Source organism: Escherichia sp. WS1265 (genome assembly GCF_046487585.1).
GTDB classification, from domain to species: domain Bacteria; phylum Pseudomonadota; class Gammaproteobacteria; order Enterobacterales; family Enterobacteriaceae; genus Escherichia; species Escherichia coli.
On sequence record NZ_JBJQJE010000004.1, the window covers coordinates 160,240 to 180,269 of the forward strand.

17 protein-coding genes are annotated in these 20,030 nt (G+C 51.4%); 6 read left to right on the forward strand and 11 right to left on the reverse strand.

What is annotated here, in order from left to right; genetic code table 11:
• Positions 1–39: 39 nt before the first annotated feature.
• Positions 40–3,486 (reverse strand): transcription-repair coupling factor, encoded by a 3,447-nt coding sequence (gene mfd, locus ACJHX3_RS06020; RefSeq protein WP_042063996.1) that lies wholly within the window; start codon positions 3,484–3,486, stop codon positions 40–42.
• A 127-nt stretch (positions 3,487–3,613) separates the two neighbouring features.
• Positions 3,614–4,687, reverse strand: coding sequence for an acyltransferase family protein (locus ACJHX3_RS06025; RefSeq protein WP_000810252.1), 1,074 nt, complete (start codon positions 4,685–4,687; stop codon positions 3,614–3,616).
• 261 nt (positions 4,688–4,948) lie between these two features.
• Between ACJHX3_RS06025 and lolC the strand changes: the two genes are divergently transcribed.
• The 5 genes from lolC to cobB are packed head-to-tail and all read left to right on the forward strand — an operon-like array spanning position 4,949 to position 9,863.
• Complete coding sequence (gene lolC, locus ACJHX3_RS06030) at positions 4,949–6,148, forward strand: lipoprotein-releasing ABC transporter permease subunit LolC (protein ID WP_000284714.1); 1,200 nt, start codon at positions 4,949–4,951, stop codon at positions 6,146–6,148.
• Positions 6,141–6,842 carry a lipoprotein-releasing ABC transporter ATP-binding protein LolD gene (gene lolD, locus ACJHX3_RS06035; protein WP_001033695.1) on the forward strand — a complete coding sequence of 234 codons (702 nt, stop codon included), beginning with the start codon at positions 6,141–6,143 and terminating at the stop codon, positions 6,840–6,842. Before lolC ends, lolD begins: the two co-directional genes overlap by 8 nt.
• A complete protein-coding gene (lolE, locus tag ACJHX3_RS06040; protein ID WP_094322057.1) occupies positions 6,842–8,086 on the forward strand; it encodes a lipoprotein-releasing ABC transporter permease subunit LolE in 1,245 nt (414 codons plus the stop codon). Before lolD ends, lolE begins: the two co-directional genes overlap by 1 nt.
• 28 nt (positions 8,087–8,114) lie before the next feature.
• A complete protein-coding gene (nagK, locus tag ACJHX3_RS06045) occupies positions 8,115–9,026 on the forward strand; it encodes an N-acetylglucosamine kinase (RefSeq protein ID WP_094322056.1) in 912 nt (303 codons plus the stop codon).
• A 15-nt stretch (positions 9,027–9,041) separates the two neighbouring features.
• Positions 9,042–9,863, forward strand: a complete 822-nt coding sequence (gene cobB / locus ACJHX3_RS06050) for a Sir2 family NAD+-dependent deacetylase (protein WP_087891137.1) — start codon at positions 9,042–9,044, stop codon at positions 9,861–9,863.
• A gap of 137 nt (positions 9,864–10,000) precedes the next feature.
• Here the strand turns inward: cobB and ACJHX3_RS06055 are convergent, their stop codons facing one another.
• From ACJHX3_RS06055 to potA, 6 genes are read right to left on the reverse strand one after another with little or no spacing between them, the layout of a single operon-like run.
• Positions 10,001–10,786 (reverse strand): TPM domain-containing protein, encoded by a 786-nt coding sequence (locus ACJHX3_RS06055; protein ID WP_042063993.1) that lies wholly within the window; start codon positions 10,784–10,786, stop codon positions 10,001–10,003.
• A complete protein-coding gene (locus ACJHX3_RS06060; protein ID WP_042063992.1) occupies positions 10,783–11,244 on the reverse strand; it encodes a DUF3592 domain-containing protein in 462 nt (153 codons plus the stop codon). Before ACJHX3_RS06060 ends, ACJHX3_RS06055 begins: the two co-directional genes overlap by 4 nt.
• Positions 11,245–11,300: 56 nt before the next feature.
• Positions 11,301–12,347 carry a spermidine/putrescine ABC transporter substrate-binding protein PotD gene (gene potD / locus ACJHX3_RS06065; protein ID WP_042063991.1) on the reverse strand — a complete coding sequence of 349 codons (1,047 nt, stop codon included), beginning with the start codon at positions 12,345–12,347 and terminating at the stop codon, positions 11,301–11,303.
• Positions 12,344–13,138, reverse strand: coding sequence for a spermidine/putrescine ABC transporter permease PotC (gene potC, locus ACJHX3_RS06070; RefSeq protein WP_000580316.1), 795 nt, complete (start codon positions 13,136–13,138; stop codon positions 12,344–12,346). Before potC ends, potD begins: the two co-directional genes overlap by 4 nt.
• Positions 13,135–13,992 carry a spermidine/putrescine ABC transporter permease PotB gene (gene potB, locus ACJHX3_RS06075; protein ID WP_000799393.1) on the reverse strand — a complete coding sequence of 286 codons (858 nt, stop codon included), beginning with the start codon at positions 13,990–13,992 and terminating at the stop codon, positions 13,135–13,137. Before potB ends, potC begins: the two co-directional genes overlap by 4 nt.
• Positions 13,976–15,112: a spermidine/putrescine ABC transporter ATP-binding protein PotA gene (gene potA, locus ACJHX3_RS06080; protein WP_000531596.1), complete on the reverse strand. Its 1,137-nt coding sequence runs from the start codon at positions 15,110–15,112 to the stop codon at positions 13,976–13,978. Before potA ends, potB begins: the two co-directional genes overlap by 17 nt.
• Positions 15,113–15,361: 249 nt before the next feature.
• Between potA and pepT the strand changes: the two genes are divergently transcribed.
• Positions 15,362–16,588 carry a peptidase T gene (pepT, locus tag ACJHX3_RS06085; RefSeq protein ID WP_042063990.1) on the forward strand — a complete coding sequence of 409 codons (1,227 nt, stop codon included), beginning with the start codon at positions 15,362–15,364 and terminating at the stop codon, positions 16,586–16,588.
• A gap of 48 nt (positions 16,589–16,636) precedes the next feature.
• Here pepT and roxA read toward each other — a convergent pair whose 3' ends face one another.
• The 3 genes from roxA to phoP form a co-directional block, all read right to left on the reverse strand.
• On the reverse strand, positions 16,637–17,758 hold the full coding sequence (gene roxA / locus ACJHX3_RS06090; RefSeq protein ID WP_001295435.1) for a [50S ribosomal protein L16]-arginine 3-hydroxylase: 1,122 nt from the start codon (positions 17,756–17,758) through the stop codon (positions 16,637–16,639).
• Between the two features lie 75 nt (positions 17,759–17,833).
• On the reverse strand, positions 17,834–19,294 hold the full coding sequence (gene phoQ, locus ACJHX3_RS06095; protein WP_000735412.1) for a two-component system sensor histidine kinase PhoQ: 1,461 nt from the start codon (positions 19,292–19,294) through the stop codon (positions 17,834–17,836).
• Complete coding sequence (phoP, locus tag ACJHX3_RS06100) at positions 19,294–19,965, reverse strand: two-component system response regulator PhoP (RefSeq protein WP_001265481.1); 672 nt, start codon at positions 19,963–19,965, stop codon at positions 19,294–19,296. Before phoP ends, phoQ begins: the two co-directional genes overlap by 1 nt.
• Positions 19,966–20,030 lie beyond the last annotated feature (65 nt).

Below are 20,030 nucleotides of genomic sequence, written 5' to 3' on the forward strand. Positions count from 1 at the left end.
TGTTGCAGATGGGGGCGCAGAAACGCCCCCGATTTACTATTAAGCGATCGCGTTCTCTTCCAGTTCACGCATAAACTGGCGTACCCATTCGATACGCGTTTTTCGCTCGCTCAAATCCTGAATAAACTTCAGGCGAGTCGGGCCATCGAGGCGATAATGCTGCGGCTGTTTTTGCAGCAAACCAATCAGCCATGCCGGATTAACGTGATTCTTCTCGGCAAATTCGATCACGCCGCCTTTCTCATTACCTTCCAGCTTCCTGATCCCCAGTTTCTGCGCTTGCTGGCGCAGACGGGCAATATCCAGCAGGGTACGCGCCGGATCCGGCAGCAGGCCGAAGCGATCGATAAGCTCGACTTTGATCTCTTCCAGTTCGTTTTCCGTTTTGGCGCTGGCAATACGTTTATAGAACGACAAACGCGTATTCACGTCAGGAATGAAATCATCTGGCAATAGCGACGGCATCCGCAGCTCGACTTCTGTTTGCTGGCTGGTGAGATCTTCCAGCGACGGCTCGCGTCCGGCTTTCAGTGCATCGACGGCGTTTTCCAGCAACTCCATATACAGCGAGAAACCGATGGTTTCCATTGAGCCGCTTTGTTCTTCGCCAAGCAGTTCACCCGCGCCCCGAATCTCCAGATCGTGCGTTGCCAGCGCAAAACCTGCCCCGAGATCTTCCAGCGAGGCAATCGCTTCAAGACGTTTTTGCGCATCGGTAGTCATCGCTTTTGGATGCGGCGTCAGCAGCCATGCATATGCCTGATGATGCGAACGTCCGACGCGACCGCGCAACTGGTGCAGCTGCGCCAGACCGAAGTGATCCGCGCGTTCAATGATAATGGTGTTGGCTGTCGGGATGTCGATCCCGGTTTCGATAATGGTGGTACAAACCAGCACGTTGAAACGTTGATGATGGAAATCATTCATCACCCGTTCCAGTTCGCGCTCACGCATCTGCCCGTGACCGATGGCAATCCGCGCTTCAGGTACCAGTTCTGCCAGCCGTTCGGCGGCTTTCTGGATGTTTTCCACATCATTGTAGAGATAATAAACCTGTCCCCCGCGCAAAATTTCACGCAGGATCGCCTCCCGGACCACCAGACTGTCATACTCACGGACAAAGGTTTTAACTGCCAGACGACGGGCGGGCGGTGTGGCGATAATCGACAGATCGCGCATTCCGCTCATCGCCATATTCAGCGTACGTGGGATCGGCGTAGCGGTAAGCGTCAGAATATCCACGTTCGCGCGCATCGCTTTAATGCGCTCTTTATGACGCACCCCGAAGCGGTGTTCTTCATCGACAATCAGCAGGCCTAAATCTTTAAACTTGACGTCACTTTGCAGCAGTTTGTGCGTACCGATCAGAATATCGATTTTCCCTTCCGCTACTTCCGCAAGGATTTGCGTCTGCTCTTTGGCGCTGCGGAAACGGGAGATCATTTCGATACGTACCGGCCAGTTGGCGAAACGGTCGCGGAAGTTGTCGTAATGCTGCTGCGCGAGAAGGGTGGTAGGCACCAGCACCGCCACCTGCTTGTGGTTATCTACTGCCAGGAAAGCGGCGCGCATCGCCACTTCTGTTTTACCAAAGCCAACATCGCCGCACACCAGACGATCCATTGCCAGCGGCTGACACATGTCGCTAAGTACCGCATTAATGGCCTGCGCCTGATCCGGCGTGGTTTCAAACGGGAAGCTGTCGCAGAACAACTGATACTGCTCACGATCGTGTTTAAACGCGAAGCCCTCTTTGGCGGCGCGTTGCGCGTAGATATCCAGCAATTCCGCCGCCACATCACGCACTTTTTCCGCCGCTTTCTGCCGCGCGCGTGACCACGCATCGCCGCCAAGTTTATGCAGCGGGGCGTTTTCTTCCGCGCCACCTGCGTAACGGCTAATCAGATGCAGTGACGACACCGGAACATACAGTTTGGCGTCGTTGGCATAGGTGAGCATCAAATACTCGCCAGTAATGCCTCCAGCTTCGAGCGTGGTCATTCCGGCATAACGACCGACGCCGTGCTCCAGATGGACCACCGGCTGACCAATATGCAGCTCCGCAAGGTTACGGATCAGTGTATCGGGGTTGATGGCGCGGCGAGAATCCTGACGACGACGGGCAACGCGTTCACCGAGCAGATCGCTTTCGCAAATCAGCGCCAGATTACGTACCGTATCGACAAAACCATGTTCGGCAGCGCCAATCATCAGATAACGCCCACGGTCTTTGGCTTCATCAAGACGCATAATGCGTTGCGGAGCAATTTTAATTCGCGCGAGCAGTTCACCCAGCGCTTCACGGCGACCTTCACTTTCTACCGAGAACACCACCGGACCGTCGAAAGACTCGAGGAACTTACGCAGCGCATCCAGCGGCGCTTTTTGTTGTGCCTGAACGGCCAGGTCTGGCAGTTTCTGGAAACCTAAATTGGCATTCGCGGCTTTTGTCGGTAAATGTTCAGTTTTTAGCTGCACTCGGGGCCAGTTTTTCAGCTCTGAGAAGAGCTCGTCCACCCGCAGCCAGAGCGATTGTGGTGGCAACAGTGGGCGCATCGGATCGACGCCGCGATTCTCAAAACGCGCCAGCGTGTCAGCCTGGAAACGTTCGGCACTGTTTTCCAGATCGCCAGTATTCACCAGCAAGGTATTGGCAGGGAAATAACTGAACAGCGGCGGCAGTGGTTCGCTGAAGAACAATGGCTGCCAGTACTCGATCCCGGCAGGTAATGTGCCTTTACTCACTTGCTGGTAAATATGTTCCGGATCGCGCTTTACTTCGAAGGTATCGCGCCACTGGCTGCGGAACAGTTCAATTGCCGCTTTATCGGCCGGAAATTCGTGCGCGGGCAGCAGATTGATCGCTTCTACTTCCTCCAGCGTGCGCTGGCTGTCGACGTCAAACACCCGCAGACTGTCGATTTCATCATCAAAGAAATCAAGACGATAAGGCAGCTCACTTCCCATCGGGAAGAGATCCAGCAACGCGCCGCGCGTGGCGTATTCGCCGTGCTCCATAACCTGGTCAACATGGCGATAACCGGCGCTGTCCAGTTGGGTTCGTAATGCATCTCGTGACAGGCGCTGACCTTTTTTCATCACCAGCGCATGACCGTGGAGAAAACTGTGCGGGCAAACGCGCTGCATAAGCGTATTCACCGGAACAATCAGTACGCCACGCTGCATCGTCGGTAGCTGGTAAAGGGTGGAAAGGCGCGAGGAGATAATGTCCTGATGAGGCGAAAAACTGTCGTAGGGAAGGGTTTCCCAGTCCGCCAGATTCATCACCATCTGATCGGTAAACTGGCTGATTTCATCATGCAAACGCAGGGCATTTTGCATATCTGGTGCAATGAGTACCACCGGACCGGCGTGACGTTCGGCAATTTCCGCTACCAGCGTCGCGCAGGCAGCGCCGGTTAACTCGCCCAGCAGACGCTGCTCACCCGCTTTGACGGGCAGCGTATAACGATATTGTTCAGGCATAACGGTTGTCAGATTCTCGTTAGGATATGCCTCAACATATGGGGGCATATCTCTGATAAGCAATGCTGTTCATTATCCGTAATCGACATGGTTTAGCAAATTGAATCGCCCCGGCTGGGGCGATGGCTTAGCGGGAGTAACTGACGGCCGCGGGCAGAGAAGGCGGGGAGAACAACAGATCGCTGAATGCGCGCTGTGAAAGTTTTCTTACCAGCAAGCCCGCAACAGTACAGATGAACAAACTAACAAAGGGGTAAACCAGCAGGAGTGTCAGTTCGACTTGCGGCGACCAGCGTGCTGCGTTCATTTGCGCAAGCAGAGTTAAGCTGAATATTTCAACCAGAATGCGATGGGTGGTGTAGATAGCAATGGTGTTGGAACCAATCACATTCAGCAGGATGGTGGAGCGCATACCGAAACGTTGCTCGTATTGATAAAACAGCTTCATGATCACCACAATCGATACCAGCGACAACAGCAGCGAGATAGTAAACAACCAGGCACCGACCGCCAGAACGGTAAGCAAAGAAGCCATCAGCAGATGGCGGCGCAACGGCACCTCTTTAACACAGGTCATTATTGTTGCGCCAAACCATGCGCCAAGGCTGTAATAAGGCAAATTGCGGATCACACTGTTCATTCCCCACCACGGCGTGGGAACGAAATTAACCGCCACACTCAGCAGTACAAACAAGGCGAATAGTGGCAGCGCCAGACGGCTAAAAATTTTACATACCACGAAATAGACAATTAACGCATACAGATACCACAAGCTGGTGCTGGCGGTGATCATCCCGTGCAGGAACTCACCGGTGGAATCGGCATAAGCGGCATTGGAGGCATTGCTTAAATCGCGCTCAGGTGCCAGCCACTGGTTCAGCGCACTTAACGCCAGCCACTGCACCACGCCCCAAAGCGCCAGCACCCAGAAGATGTTCCAGATCCGTTTATCGAGACAATTTCCCCACGGTACGCTGTCGATATAGCGGCGAATCAAATAGCCGGATATAAAGAAAAAAACCGGCATACGAAAGGGTGCAAGGTAAAGATTGAAATAGATCCAGCATTTGCTCAGGACTTCCGATAACGGATGCTGGAAAGTGGTCAGATGCGGATAAAAGGTAATAACCGAGTGATAAATCACCACCAGACAAATACATAACCCTTTGATCTGGTTAATCCATAGCTCTTTTTGTTTCATCAGGACAACACGCTCTTTTTATTTAACATGCTGTTGATCCTGAGGGGCCAGTCGCGTGGTGTAATGCGTATCTGTCTGTATTTGGTTATTTTTCAGATAAAGATCAGGCTACAAGGCCGATGAGAAAATGAGGCCCTTTAGCCGATTGATTTGCTGGCACTTTTCAGATTAGCCCTGACGATCACTTACAGTTCAGACGTTTACCCATCCCGCTTTCGCTTATATACTCGTGTCTTTGCTAACAGCAACCAGACGGATTTCATGTACCAACCTGTCGCTCTATTTATTGGCCTGCGTTACATGCGTGGGCGTGCAGCGGATCGCTTCGGTCGTTTCGTCTCCTGGCTTTCTACCATCGGCATTACCCTCGGGGTGATGGCGCTGGTCACAGTATTGTCAGTGATGAACGGCTTTGAGCGCGAGCTGCAAAACAACATCCTTGGCCTGATGCCACAGGCAATTCTCTCTTCTGAGCATGGCTCTCTTAACCCGCAGCAACTCCCGGAAACGGCCGTCAAACTGGACGGCGTTAATCGCGTCGCACCTATCACTACCGGTGATGTGGTACTGCAAAGCGCGCGCAGCGTGGCGGTCGGGGTGATGCTGGGTATCGACCCGGCGCAAAAAGATCCACTAACGCCGTATCTGGTCAATGTGAAACAAACTGACCTCGAGCCGGGGAAATATAATGTCATCCTCGGTGAACAGCTTGCCTCACAGTTGGGCGTCAATCGCGGTGATCAAATCCGCGTGATGGTGCCATCTGCCAGCCAGTTCACGCCGATGGGGCGTATTCCAAGCCAGCGCCTGTTCAATGTGATTGGCACTTTCGCCGCCAACAGTGAAGTCGATGGCTATGAAATGCTGGTGAATATTGAGGATGCCTCGCGTCTGATGCGTTATCCGGCAGGCAATATTACCGGCTGGCGTTTGTGGCTGGATGAGCCGCTGAAAGTTGACTCATTAAGTCAGCAAAAACTGCCTGAAGGCAGCAAATGGCAGGACTGGCGTGACCGTAAAGGCGAGCTGTTCCAGGCCGTACGCATGGAAAAAAATATGATGGGCTTGCTGCTGAGCCTGATTGTCGCCGTTGCAGCGTTTAACATTATTACCTCACTAGGGCTGATGGTAATGGAGAAGCAGGGCGAAGTCGCGATCCTGCAAACGCAAGGCTTAACTCCGCGACAAATCATGATGGTCTTTATGGTGCAAGGGGCCAGCGCCGGGATTATCGGTGCGATCCTCGGAGCGGCGCTTGGCGCACTGCTTGCCAGCCAGTTAAATAATCTGATGCCGATAATCGGCGTCCTGCTTGATGGCGCGGCGCTGCCGGTCGCTATCGAACCTTTACAGGTCATTGTTATTGCGCTGGTGGCGATGGCTATCGCGCTGCTGTCTACGCTTTACCCTTCATGGCGCGCTGCCGCCACTCAACCCGCTGAGGCTTTACGTTATGAATAAGATCCTGTTGCAATGCGACAACCTGTGCAAACGCTATCAGGAAGGCAGTGTGCAAACCGATGTACTGCACAATGTCAGTTTCAGCGTCGGCGAAGGTGAAATGATGGCGATCGTCGGTAGCTCTGGTTCCGGTAAAAGTACCTTGCTGCACCTGCTGGGCGGGCTGGATACACCAACCTCCGGTGATGTGATCTTTAACGGTCAACCGATGAGCAAACTGTCTTCGGCGGCGAAAGCAGAACTGCGCAACCAGAAGCTGGGCTTTATTTATCAGTTTCACCACCTGCTGCCGGATTTTACTGCCCTGGAAAACGTGGCTATGCCACTGCTGATTGGCAAGAAAAAGCCCGCTGAAATCAACAGCCGTGCGCTGGAGATGTTAAAAGCGGTGGGTCTGGAGCATCGTGCGAATCACCGCCCATCTGAACTTTCTGGTGGCGAACGCCAGCGTGTGGCGATTGCCCGTGCGCTGGTCAATAACCCGCGTCTGGTACTGGCGGATGAACCTACCGGTAACCTTGATGCGCGTAACGCCGACAGCATCTTCCAGTTACTTGGGGAGTTGAATCGTTTGCAGGGCACCGCCTTCCTGGTGGTTACTCACGACCTGCAACTGGCGAAACGTATGAGCCGCCAACTGGAGATGCGTGATGGTCGTCTGACGGCGGAACTGAGCCTGATGGGGGCGGAGTAATGGCGATGCCTTTATCGTTATTAATTGGCCTGCGTTTTAGTCGCGGACGGCGGCGCGGCGGCATGGTGTCGCTGATCTCCGTCATTTCTACCATCGGCATTGCCCTCGGCGTGGCGGTATTGATCGTCGGCTTAAGCGCGATGAACGGCTTTGAACGCGAACTGAATAACCGCATTCTGGCGGTGGTGCCGCATGGTGAAATCGAAGCGGTGGATCAGCCGTGGACTAACTGGCAGGAAGCACTGGATAAAGTGCAGAAAGTGCCGGGTATTGCCGCCGCTGCGCCATATATCAATTTCACCGGACTGGTAGAAAGTGGTGCCAATCTGCGCGCAATCCAGGTGAAGGGCGTTAACCCGCAACAGGAACAGCGTCTGAGCGCATTACCCTCGTTTATTCAGGGGGATGCCTGGCGCAATTTTAAAGCGGGCGAACAGCAAATTATCATCGGCAAAGGCGTGGCGGATGCGCTGAAAGTGAAGCAGGGCGATTGGGTGTCGATTATGATCCCCAACTCGAATCCTGAGCATAAACTGATGCAGCCAAAACGTGTGCGTTTGCACGTTGCCGGTATTTTGCAGTTGAGTGGTCAACTCGATCACAGTTTTGCCATGATCCCGCTGGCAGATGCCCAACAATATCTTGATATGGGTTCCAGCGTGTCAGGTATTGCCCTTAAAATGACGGATGTTTTCAACGCCAATAAGCTGGTACGCGATGCGGGTGAAGTGACCAACAGCTATGTTTATATTAAAAGCTGGATTGGTACTTACGGCTATATGTATCGCGATATCCAGATGATCCGCGCCATTATGTATCTGGCGATGGTACTGGTGATTGGCGTAGCCTGTTTCAACATCGTCTCCACCTTAGTGATGGCGGTGAAAGACAAGAGTGGCGATATCGCAGTATTAAGAACGCTGGGGGCGAAAGATGGTTTAATTCGCGCCATCTTTGTCTGGTATGGATTGCTGGCAGGGCTGTTCGGCAGCCTGTGTGGTGTGATTATCGGCGTAGTTGTTTCACTGCAACTTACCCCGATTATTGAGTGGATTGAAAAGTTGATCGGTCATCAGTTCCTCTCCAGCGATATCTATTTTATTGACTTCCTGCCATCGGAATTGCACTGGCTGGACGTCTTCTACGTACTGGTCACAGCATTGTTGCTGAGTCTTTTGGCAAGTTGGTATCCGGCGCGGCGCGCCAGTAATATTGACCCTGCGCGAGTCCTTAGCGGCCAGTAAAGGCAGTACATTAAAACAAGGAGCGGCAATGTATTACGGGTTTGATATTGGTGGAACGAAAATTGCGCTTGGCGTGTTTGATAGCGGTCGGCAGTTGCAGTGGGAAAAGCGGGTGCCGACACCGCGTGACAGCTATGACGCATTTTTAGATGCAGTGTGCGAGCTGGTGGCTGAAGCCGATAAGCGTTTTGGCTGTGAAGGTTCTGTCGGCATCGGTATTCCGGGAATGCCGGAAACAGAAGATGGTACGCTGTATGCTGCCAATGTACCCGCTGCCAGCGGTAAACCGCTGCGTGCCGACCTGAGCGCACGTCTTGATCGCGATGTCCGCCTTGATAACGATGCCAACTGTTTTGCCCTTTCAGAAGCCTGGGATGATGAATTTACTCAATATCCACTGGTGATGGGGTTGATTCTCGGCACCGGCGTTGGCGGCGGGCTGATTTTCAACGGTAAACCAATTACCGGTAAAAGCTATATTACCGGCGAGTTTGGCCATATGCGTCTGCCGGTTGATGCGTTAACCATGATGGGGCTGGGTTTCCCGTTACGCCGCTGCGGCTGTGGTCAGCATGGCTGCATTGAAAATTATCTGTCTGGTCGCGGTTTTGCGTGGCTGTATCAACACTATTATCATCAACCGTTGCAGGCTCCCGAAATTATTGCGCTTTATGATCAAGGTGATGAGCAGGCAAGGGCGCACGTTGAGCGTTATCTGGATTTATTAGCGGTTTGTCTGGGAAATATCCTGACCATTGTTGACCCTGACCTGGTCGTCATTGGTGGTGGCTTATCGAATTTCCCGGCAATCACAACGCAACTGGCGGACAGGCTGCCTCGTCATCTCTTACCTGTAGCTCGTGTTCCGCGCATTGAACGCGCGCGCCACGGTGATGCGGGGGGAATGCGTGGTGCGGCCTTCCTACATCTAACCGATTAATCAACAGAGGTTGCTATGCTGTCGCGTCGGGGTCATCGGTTAAGTCGTTTTCGTAAAAATAAACGCCGTCTGCGCGAGCGTTTGCGTCAGCGTATTTTTTTCAGAGATAAAGTGGTGCCGGAAGCAATGGAAAAACCAAGAGTACTCGTACTGACAGGGGCAGGGATTTCTGCGGAATCAGGTATTCGTACCTTTCGCGCCGCAGATGGCCTGTGGGAAGAACATCGGGTTGAAGATGTGGCAACGCCGGAAGGTTTCGATCGCGATCCTGAACTGGTACAAGCGTTTTATAACGCCCGTCGCCGACAGCTGCAGCAGCCAGAAATTCAGCCTAACGCCGCGCATCTTGCGCTGACTAAACTGCAAGACGCCCTCGGCGATCGCTTTTTGCTGGTGACGCAGAATATCGACAACCTTCATGAGCGTGCCGGTAACACCAATGTTATTCATATGCATGGGGAACTGCTGAAAGTTCGTTGTTCACAAAGTGGTCAGGTTCTCGACTGGACCGGAGACGTTACCCCAGAAGATAAATGCCATTGCTGCCAGTTCCCGGCACCCTTGCGACCGCACGTAGTGTGGTTTGGCGAAATGCCACTCGGCATGGATGAAATTTATATGGCGTTGTCGATGGCCGATATTTTCATTGCCATTGGTACTTCGGGGCATGTTTATCCGGCGGCTGGGTTTGTTCACGAAGCGAAACTGCATGGCGCGCACACCGTGGAACTGAATCTTGAACCAAGTCAGGTCGGTAATGAATTTGCCGAGAAATATTACGGCCCGGCAAGCCAGGTGGTGCCAGAATTTGTTGAAAAGTTGCTGAAGGGCTTATAAAGCAGGAAGCATTGCCTGATGCGCTACGCTTATCAGGCCTACAAGGGGACGCAATTAATTGAATTTGCGGGTTTTGTGGGCCAGATAAGGCGTTCGCGCCGCATCCGGCATAATACATGCGAACTTTACTGCCTCTTTTACCGTTTACTCGTCCATAGTAACGCGGCAATAAACGTACAGACACCAATCAGCCCTGCCCAGAGTGGCGATATTCTGGTAATCGCAAAGCTGTTATCGATATACAAACATAAAGCCTGATAACCCATATTGGCAACAGCCATCGCCACTGAAAATTTTAACGCATAATAAAGGCGCGTTGTGTAGTTAAAAAATGCAGCAAAGACGATGAATGCAACTGCCCAGGCAAAAAGACCTAATATCGTGGTACTGCCGGGAGGATCATTCTCCTGCTGTTGTCCGGGATGCGGATAATATGTCAGTGGCGGCGTCGGTTGTTTTAATATCTGTGCTTGTAAAACAGCCAATGCATTATTGATTCCCTGATACCAGAGGTCCGCATGTAAATAAGCCTGAGTGTGATTTTCTACCAGAAGGCCGAGATGTTTATCGTCCAGACCGCTTTCAACCTGGCCGTTGGTTATCATAATTAACCGTGGCTCGCGGGTGGTAAAAAGTAACAGGACGCTGCCTTTTACATCACTCAATGAAGATGACGCATGCGCCAGCATCGCTTTGCCATTTTGCCTGAAGCTTGCTTCATTAACGCCAGGTACAACCACGATAAACGGCGCAATCCCGGTTTGTTGACGAAAAAGCTCCGCTTTCCGCGCAATCTCCTCAGCATCCGGTACAGTACCTGTAACATCCGTAAAAAGTGTCTTCATTATTGGGATTAAGGGCTTACTGGTTATCGTCAGAGGCAGGAGTATCAGTAAACTGAGCAGTATTATGATTTTTTTCATGGGCGGGACTTCCGTTTCCTGCGTGTCTTTTTAGAGGAGGACATACTGATTAATAAACCGACGGAGATAAAAATAACGCCCATAATGCCGATAAACCCCCATTTAAAAAAATTAACCCACGGGTTATTTATCTCAGCCTTTTCAGGATGTCCTGGAGAATAATAAACATTAACTTTATCGCCTTCGCTGTCTTCATAAAAATCGCTGCCAATACTCGAATTGAAAATTAGCGTGTAATCTGGCGTCGGGCGAAAGGCAACGACGGGATACCACGAACCATTTTTACCCGTGCGATGAGAATGACTGGAGTGCCAGACGGTATCAACAATGACGCCTTCAGTATGAATCGCGTCTTTGCTATAGGTGAACTGGTTATAAAAGATAACAACAGAAATGAGGATCAGTACCAGACCGATACCGAGGAATATACGAAAGAAAACTTTACTGTCCTGACTCATTAGCCACATCCTTGCTAAATAAAAAGCGGGCGGTAATACCCCGCCCGCTTGCTGAATTAACGTCCTGCTTTCAGCTTCTGATAATACTCTTCATAAATGCTGCTGGCTGCGCCAACGTCATTCTGCCATTCACCATTTTTAATGGTTTCAGCATCCGGGTAGAGCGTTTTATTGTTCGCCACTTCCGGACTTAACAGCTTACGCGCCGCAAGGTTTGGCGTTGGATAACCGATAGTTTCAGCAACCTGTTTTGCCACATCCGGGCGCAGCAGGAAGTTGATCAATTTCAGCGCGCCTTCTTTGTTTTTGGCATTTGCTGGGATCGCCAGGCTGTCCATCCAGAAAATACCGCCTTCTTTCGGCCACACCACGTCAATAGGCGTACCCGCCTGGCGTGCAACGAAAGCAGAACCGTTCCAGATCATGCCGAGGTTAACTTCGCCTTCCATATACGGGTTAGCGGGGTTATCGGAGTTAAACGCCGCGACGTTTGGCATCAGTTTTTTCAGCTCGTTGTATGCAGCTTCAATCTCTTTCGGATCGGTGGTGTTACCGGAGTAGCCCAGCTTACGCAGCGCCATCTGGAACACTTCACGGGCATCGTCGGTCAGCAGCAGGCTGCCTTTGTACTCAGGTTTCCACAGATCGGCCCAGCTGGTGACAGATTTCGGATCCACCGCATCACCGTTAACGCCAATCGCCGTTGCACCCCAGATATACGGAATGGAATAGTCGTTATTCGGGTCAAACGGCTTGTTGAGCATGTCTGGATCGAGGTTGCTGAAATTGCTTAACTTCGACTTGTCGATCTTCTGGATCATCCCTTCTTTACGCATTTTATCGACGTAATAGGTTGAAGGAACCACCAGGTCATAGGCACCGTCTTTGTACGTTTTCAGCTTGGCGTACATGGTTTCGTTCGACTCGTAAGTCGAATAGATAACCTTAATACCGGTTTCTTTGGTGAACTGTTCAAGCAGTCCTGGCGGCACGTACTCGGTCCAGTTGTAGAAATACAGCGTGTTGTTGTCATCGGCGTGAGCGGCGCTCATGCCCAGTGCCAGAGCACCCGCCGCGAGCAGGTGGCGTGACCATTTTTTCATTTAACGTCCCCTGTGTTACCTTTCGTTTTATCACGAGCAATAAGCTGGCTGGCAATTACCATCACCAGCGACAGCACCAGTAATATGGTTGCCAGCGCGTTAACTTCCGGCGATACGCCGACTTTGACCATCGAATAAATTTTTAACGGCAGTATTTCATAACTCGGCCCGGTGACAAACGAAGAAACCACCACATCGTCCATCGACAGGGTAAAGCTTAACACCCAGCCCGCCGCCACCGCTGGCATTGCCAGTGGCAGAATGATTTTTCGCAGAATGGTAAATTCGCTGGCACCGAGATCTTTCGCCGCTTCCAGCATTCGCACGTCAAAACCTTTCAGGCGCGAATACACCGTCACCACCACAAATGGCAGGCAGAAGGTGATATGCGAGAACAGCAGCGACCAGAAGCCAAGCTGAATACCCAGCAGCATAAACAGCACCAGCAGAGAAATCGCCATCACAATATCTGGCGACATCATCACCACAAACAGCATTCCGCTAACGAACGGCTTACCGCGAAAGCGATAACGGTACAGCGCAACTGCCGTCAGTGAACCGATAAGCGTAGCAAACGTCGCTGAAAACACCGCCATCGTCAATGAATGCTGAGCTGCCTGCAACAGACTGTCGTTGTTCATCAGCAGGCTATACCATTTAGTGGTAAAACCCTGCCAGTTGATGCCAAAGCGCGAGCTGTTAAAGGAGTTCACAATCAAAATAATGATTGGGATATACAGGTACGCGTAGATAGCGGTCATAAAACCGCCGCGAAGCAGTCGACCGATCATTCGAGTTCCACCTTCTTATTCAGCAAACGAGAAGCGCGCCAGTAAACCAGCAACATCAGGCCCATTACGATAGTCAGCGTAATGCTGGTGGCTGCACCAAACGGCCAGTCACGAATATTGAGGAACTGTACTTTGATGACGTTACCGATCAGCAGGTTTTTCGCACCGCCCATCAGGTCGGACACATAGAACAGGCCCATCGCTGGCAGCATCACCAGCAGACATCCGGCAATAATCCCCGGCATCGTCAGCGGAATGATAATGCGGATAAAGGTCTGCAACTTGCTGGCACCGAGATCGCGCGCCGCCTCCAGCAACGGCTTATCCAGTTTTTCGATACTCGAGTACAGCGGCATCACCATAAACGGCAGCAGAATGTAAACCAGACCGATAATCACCGCACTGGGTGTGAACATGATGCGAATTGGTGTATCGATAACGCCCAGCCAGAGCAAAAACTCGTTGAGATAGCCTTTGGTGCTGAGGAAAATTTTCAGCCCGTAGATACGAATCAATGAGTTGGTCCAGAACGGAACAATCAGCAGAAACAGTAGCAGCGGACGCACCTTGTGTGGCAGCTTCGCCAGAAACCAGGCAAAAGGATAGCCCAGCACCAGGCAGGCGAAGGTGGCGATCAGCGCCATATTCAGCGAGTGCAATAGCACTTCAAAATAGAGCGGATCGAGCAGACGCGTGTAGTTATCCAGCGTAAAGACCATTTTGACGAAACTGGCGTCGTCGCGGGTCAAAAAGCTGGTGCCAATGATCATCAGGTTGGGCAGAAAGACAAACAACACAAGCCAACCGACAATAGTGACAATCACTACATTCTGGAACTTACTTGTGTTCTTCATCAGCCAGTACGACCTCCCAGCTTTCTACCCAATTAATGGCCATTTTTTGGTCGAGAGAGTGGTCAAAGTCAGGGTCGTCTTCATTGAAGAATTCGCTGACCATCACCATCTTGCCATTTTCCAGTTCAACAACCGACTCCAGCGTCATGCCTTTGTAGTTACGCTCGCGAACGTAACCAATCAGCCCTTCAGCGTGGTTGTCGTCGTTAATCTCTTCAACACGTAAGTCTTCCGGGCGCAGCAGAACATGCAGTTTTTGCCCCGGTTCAACGCCGAAGTTAACGTAGATATTACACTCGCGGCCTTCAACGTTGGCGCGTACGCGCTGCTCGTCGAGACGTTCGATGACCGTGGCATTAAACATATTGATTTCACCGATAAACCCGGCAACAAACAGGTTTTTCGGCTCTTCGTAGATTTCACGCGGCGTGCCGTCTTGCTCAATGCGACCATCGCGCATCACCACAATTCTATCCGACATGGTGAGTGCTTCTTCCTGGTCGTGAGTCACGAAGACGAATGTAATGCCAAGCTTACGCTGTAGCGCTTTCAGCTCGTTCTGCATCTGTTTGCGTAGTTTGTAATCCAGCGCTGAGAGCGACTCATCCAGCAACAACAGACGAGGCTTGTTAACCACCGCGCGAGCAATGGCGACGCGTTGCTGTTGACCACCAGAAAGCTGATGCGGTTTACGTTGAGCGAAGGTTTCCAGCTGCACCATCCGCAGGGCTTCCATCACGCGGGGCGTAATTTCAGCAGCGGGGGTTTTTTGCATGCGTAACCCAAAGGCCACATTTTCGAACACGGTCATGTGGGGGAAAAGTGCGTAGCTTTGGAAAACAGTGTTCACATAGCGGTTTTCCGCCGGAACGTGGGTGATGTCCTCGTTATCCAGCATGATGCGTCCGGAATCAACAGTTTCCAGACCTGCAATCAGGCGAAGAACGGTTGTTTTACCGCAGCCAGAAGGGCCAAGCAGCGTGAGGAACTCGCCATTGTTGATAGTCAGATCCAGCTGGGGAATGACCTCTTTACCATCAAAGCATTTGCGAATTCCCGCCAATTGCACCAGCGGTGAAAGCGAACTCGGTTGTTTATTCAATTTTTTACTCTGTCCCATGTAAACGCAACGGATGGCTTACCGATGCGGGGTTTGTGGTTAACCACCTTGGTGACTCTTAATGAGGGCGGTAATTCTACGGCAAACCGCTTGAATCGCCAATCTTTGTTGTGAATTACTGGCTTAGCTTTATATTCATTAAGGTAATGCTGATAAATATTCCCGCTTGCAGGGGTAAAAGTGACCTGACGCAATATTTGTCTTTTCTTGCTTCTTAATAATGTTGTCACAAAAAGTGAGGGTGACTACATGGATAAACTACTTGAGCGATTTTTGAACTACGTGTCTCTGGATACCCAATCAAAGGCAGGGGTGAGACAGGTTCCCAGCACGGAAGGCCAATGGAAGTTATTGCATCTGCTGAAAGAGCAGCTCGAAGAGATGGGGCTTATCAATGTGACCTTAAGTGAGAAGGGCACTTTGATGGCGACGTTACCGGCTAACGTCCCTGGCGATATCCCGGCGATTGGCTTTATTTCTCATGTGGATACCTCACCGGATTGCAGCGGCAAAAATGTGAATCCGCAAATTGTTGAAAACTATCGCGGTGGCGATATTGCGCTGGGTATCGGCGATGAAGTTTTATCACCGGTTATGTTCCCGGTGCTGCATCAGCTACTGGGTCAGACGCTGATTACCACCGATGGTAAAACCTTGTTAGGTGCCGATGACAAAGCAGGTATTGCAGAAATCATGACCGCGCTGGCGGTATTGCAACAGAAAAACATTCCGCATGGTGATATTCGCGTCGCCTTTACCCCGGATGAAGAAGTGGGCAAAGGGGCGAAACATTTTGATGTTGACGCCTTCGATGCCCGCTGGGCTTACACCGTTGATGGTGGTGGCGTAGGCGAACTGGAGTTTGAAAACTTCAACGCTGCGTCGGTCAATATCAAAATTGTAGGCAATAACGTTCACCCAGGCACAGCGAAAGGTGTAATGGTGAATGCGCTGTCGCTGGCGGCACGTATTCATGCGGAAGTTCCGGCGGATGAAAGCCCGGAAATGACAGAAGGCTATGAAGGTTTCTATCACCTGGCGAGCATGAAAGGCACCGTTGAACGGGCCGATATGCACTACATCATCCGTGATTTCGACCGTAAACAGTTTGAAGCGCGTAAACGTAAAATGATGGAGATCGCCAAAAAAGTGGGCAAAGGGTTACATCCTGATTGCTACATTGAACTGGTGATTGAAGACAGTTACTACAATATGCGCGAGAAAGTGGTTGAGCATACGCATATTCTCGATATCGCCCAGCAGGCGATGCGTGACTGCGATATTGAACCGGAACTGAAACCGATCCGCGGCGGTACCGACGGCGCGCAGTTGTCGTTTATGGGATTACCGTGCCCGAACCTGTTCACTGGCGGTTACAACTATCATGGTAAGCATGAGTTTGTGACTCTGGAAGGTATGGAAAAAGCGGTGCAGGTGATCGTCCGTATTGCCGAGTTGACGGCGCAACGGAAGTAAGCGAAAAGGGATGCGGCATGTGATGCCGCATCCGGCTTAAATCCAAACTTACCCTTCGAAGAACCAATACCCGCTATTGACCAGCGCCGCGAGCATCGCGAGGAATGACGGATCTTCCAGCGCATCGCCAAAATTCTCCGCGGTCAGCGCAATATTGCTGGCGAGCGCATCCAGTGCCGGACGGTGTGGGGAATCGATCTTCTCACCATTGGCATACACGTCGTCGCCAATGCGCAATACGCGCAAACCACCCAGTCGCACCAGCACATCACCTTGTTTCAGCGCATCGTAGATTTCATCCGGCTGATAAGGCGGCTCTGGTGGCGCGATATCCAGTTCATGACGTGACTGGGATATAAACTCGCCAAACCATTGCTTAAAGTGTTCCGGCTGGTTGATCAATTCGAGCATCATCTCACGCAGTTTATCCATCTCTTGCGGCAGAACGTCCGCAGGATGAGCGCGAGGTGGAACATCCGGATCGCTGTAGTAGTTGCCGCCCAGTTCACGTTGCAGCACATAATCGGCAAATCCGCTAATCAGTTCCCGCGTATTTGGCGCGCGAAAACCCACGGAATAGTTCATTGCATTTTCCAGCGCGTAGCCTTCATGCGGGAATCCTGGCGGAATATAAAGGATATCGCCAGGCTCCAGCTCTTCATCGATGATGGCTTCGAACGGATCGACCTGTAACAGATCCGGGTGCGGGCAGTGCTGTTTCATTTGCAGCTTTTCACCCACTCGCCAGCGACGACGTCCGGTACCCTGAATAATAAACACGTCGTACTGATCGAGATGTGGGCCGACGCCGCCGCCAGGTACGGAAAAAGAGATCATCAGGTCATCAATACGCCAGTCCGGCAGTTCACGGAACGGTCGCATCAGCGCGGCGGTCGGCTCATGCCAGTGGTTCACTGCCTGTACCAGTAACGACCAGTTGGTTTCACCGAGATGATCGTAGCTTTCGAACGGGCCGTGGCTGACCTGCCATTTGCCATCCTGGTGACTGACCAGTCGACTGTCGACTTCGCTTTCCATCGCCAGACCCGCCAACTCGTCTGGAGAGATCGGGTCAATAAAATTATTAAAGCCGCGTTTTAACACCACCGGACGTTTCTGCCAGTGACGTTCAAGAAAATCGGGCCAGTTAAGAGTGAGTTGGTATTCCATGTTAAGCATCCACAGGCTGGTATCTGCAACCGATTATAACGGATGCTTAACGTAATGCGTGAAGTATGAACATATTTATTCATCTTTCGGCGCAGAATGCTGGCGACCAAAAATCACCTCCATCCGCGCACCGCCCAGCATGCTCTCTCCGGCGACGATTTTACCCTCATATTGCTCGGTGATTTCGCGGGCTACCGCCAGCCCTACACCTTGCCCAGGGCGTAAAGTATCAACCCGTTGACCACGGTCGAAAATGACCTCTCGCTTGCTTAATGGAATACCGGGGCCATCATCCTCGACCACAATATAGAGATGCTCGTCTGTTTGCCTTGCAGATATTTCGACAAACTCGAGGCAATATTTACAGGCATTATCCAGCACGTTGCCCATCACCTCGACAAAATCGTTCTGCTCACCGACAAAGCTGATCTCTGGCGAAATATCGAGAGAGATATTGACCCCTTTGCGTTGATACACTTTGTTCAGCGCCGAGGTGAGATTGTCCAGCAGTGGGGCGACCGGATGCAGCTCGCGGCTGAGCAATGTCCCACCGCGCATACTGGCACGATGCAGGTAGTAGCCAATTTGCTGTGAAATGCGGCTGATTTGCTCCAGCATTACCGGTTCAGCATCACTGACGCTCATCTTCTCACTACGCAGAGAACGCAGCGTACTTTGCAGCACCGCCAGTGGCGTTTTCAGACTATGGGTCAGGTCGGTGAGCGTCGTACGATATTTGTCGTAACGTTCGCGTTCACTTTTTAACAATCGGTTCAGGTTTCGTACCAGACTGGTCAGTTCTCGCGTTGTGGCTGGATTGAGCAATTCGCGGTTATGTTCTTCCAGTTCGCGGACTTCTTTTGCCAGGGCTTCGATGGGGCGTAAACTCCACCAGGCGGCGACCCACAGCAGCGGGATCACTAACAGCAGATTGGCTGAGAGCACATAGATAAACCAGCTCCAGACCATATAGGAACTTTTTAGCTCCACCGGAATGGTATCCACCACCACAATGGTCAACTTTGGCATCCGCGATGTTGCCGGGTAGACGTTTACCGCCACCGAGTGGGTCATCTCCGCGTCGTCATCATCTTCCCGCACTTCCTGCAACTGTTGCTGTATCGAATGATCTCCACTCAGCAAGAGGCTGGTATCGTTAACATCCGCTTCAATTTCATGAAAACCATTCGATTTCAGCCAGTCAGGCTGGATCATCTTCATCAGCCAGGGCACGTCACGTTGCGCCCATAAAAGCTGCCCGTTCTCATCATAAATTAGCGTCATGGTGGGGCTTTGCTTGTCGATATTTTCGGGTAACTCGACATGCAACTTATTGTTTTCCCACTTCGCAAGGGTATAGAACAGATTGCTCTCGCCACGTAACAGCCGAAACGTAGTTTTATCGAAACTGACGCTATAACCGATCAGCGCGACCATTCCGTAGGCAAGCGAAAGCACCAGTACTACCGCTGCCGTTGCCAACAGAAAACGTACCCGCAGCGAGAGCGGGAAAAAAAGACGCAGTAATTTTTTCATCAGCGCAATTCGAACAGATAGCCCTGGCCGCGAACGGTGGTAATCACTTCTTGCGGATATTGTGCCTGAATTTTTTTGCGCAGACGTCCCATCAGTACATCAATGGTATGGCTTTCCCGCAGCTCCGCATCCGGATAGAGTTGGAGCATTAACGAATCTTTGCTCACCACTTTGCCATTATTGCGTATCAACGTTTCCATAATGGTGTATTCGAACGCGGTCAGTTTGATCACTTCGTCATTAATAGATAATTCACGGCGGGAGAGATCAACCTGAAACGGAGGTAGCGAAATGACCTGTGAAGCCAGACCGCTATTACGCCGCATTAATGCCTGCATTCGCGCCATCACCTCTTCAATATGAAACGGTTTAGTCACGTAATCATCAGCACCGGCACTTAATACTTCGACTTTGTCCTGCCAGCTTTCACGGGCGGTTAATACCAGAATCGGCAGTGAAACATCATTGCTACGCCAGCGGCGAATCAGTGACAGACCGTCCTCGTCAGGCAAACCGAGATCGACAATCGCAATATCCGGTAAATGTTCATTGAGATAATAATCGGCTTCTTTGGCATCTTCTGCGTCATCGACCTGATGACCAGCATCCTGAATCTGAACTTTAAGGTGGTGACGTAACAACGCATTGTCTTCAACAACCAGTACGCGCATTTTTTATTTCTCCCTGTCTTAATTATTAAAATAGTGTAACGCGATTATGTGTTTATGGGGGTAAA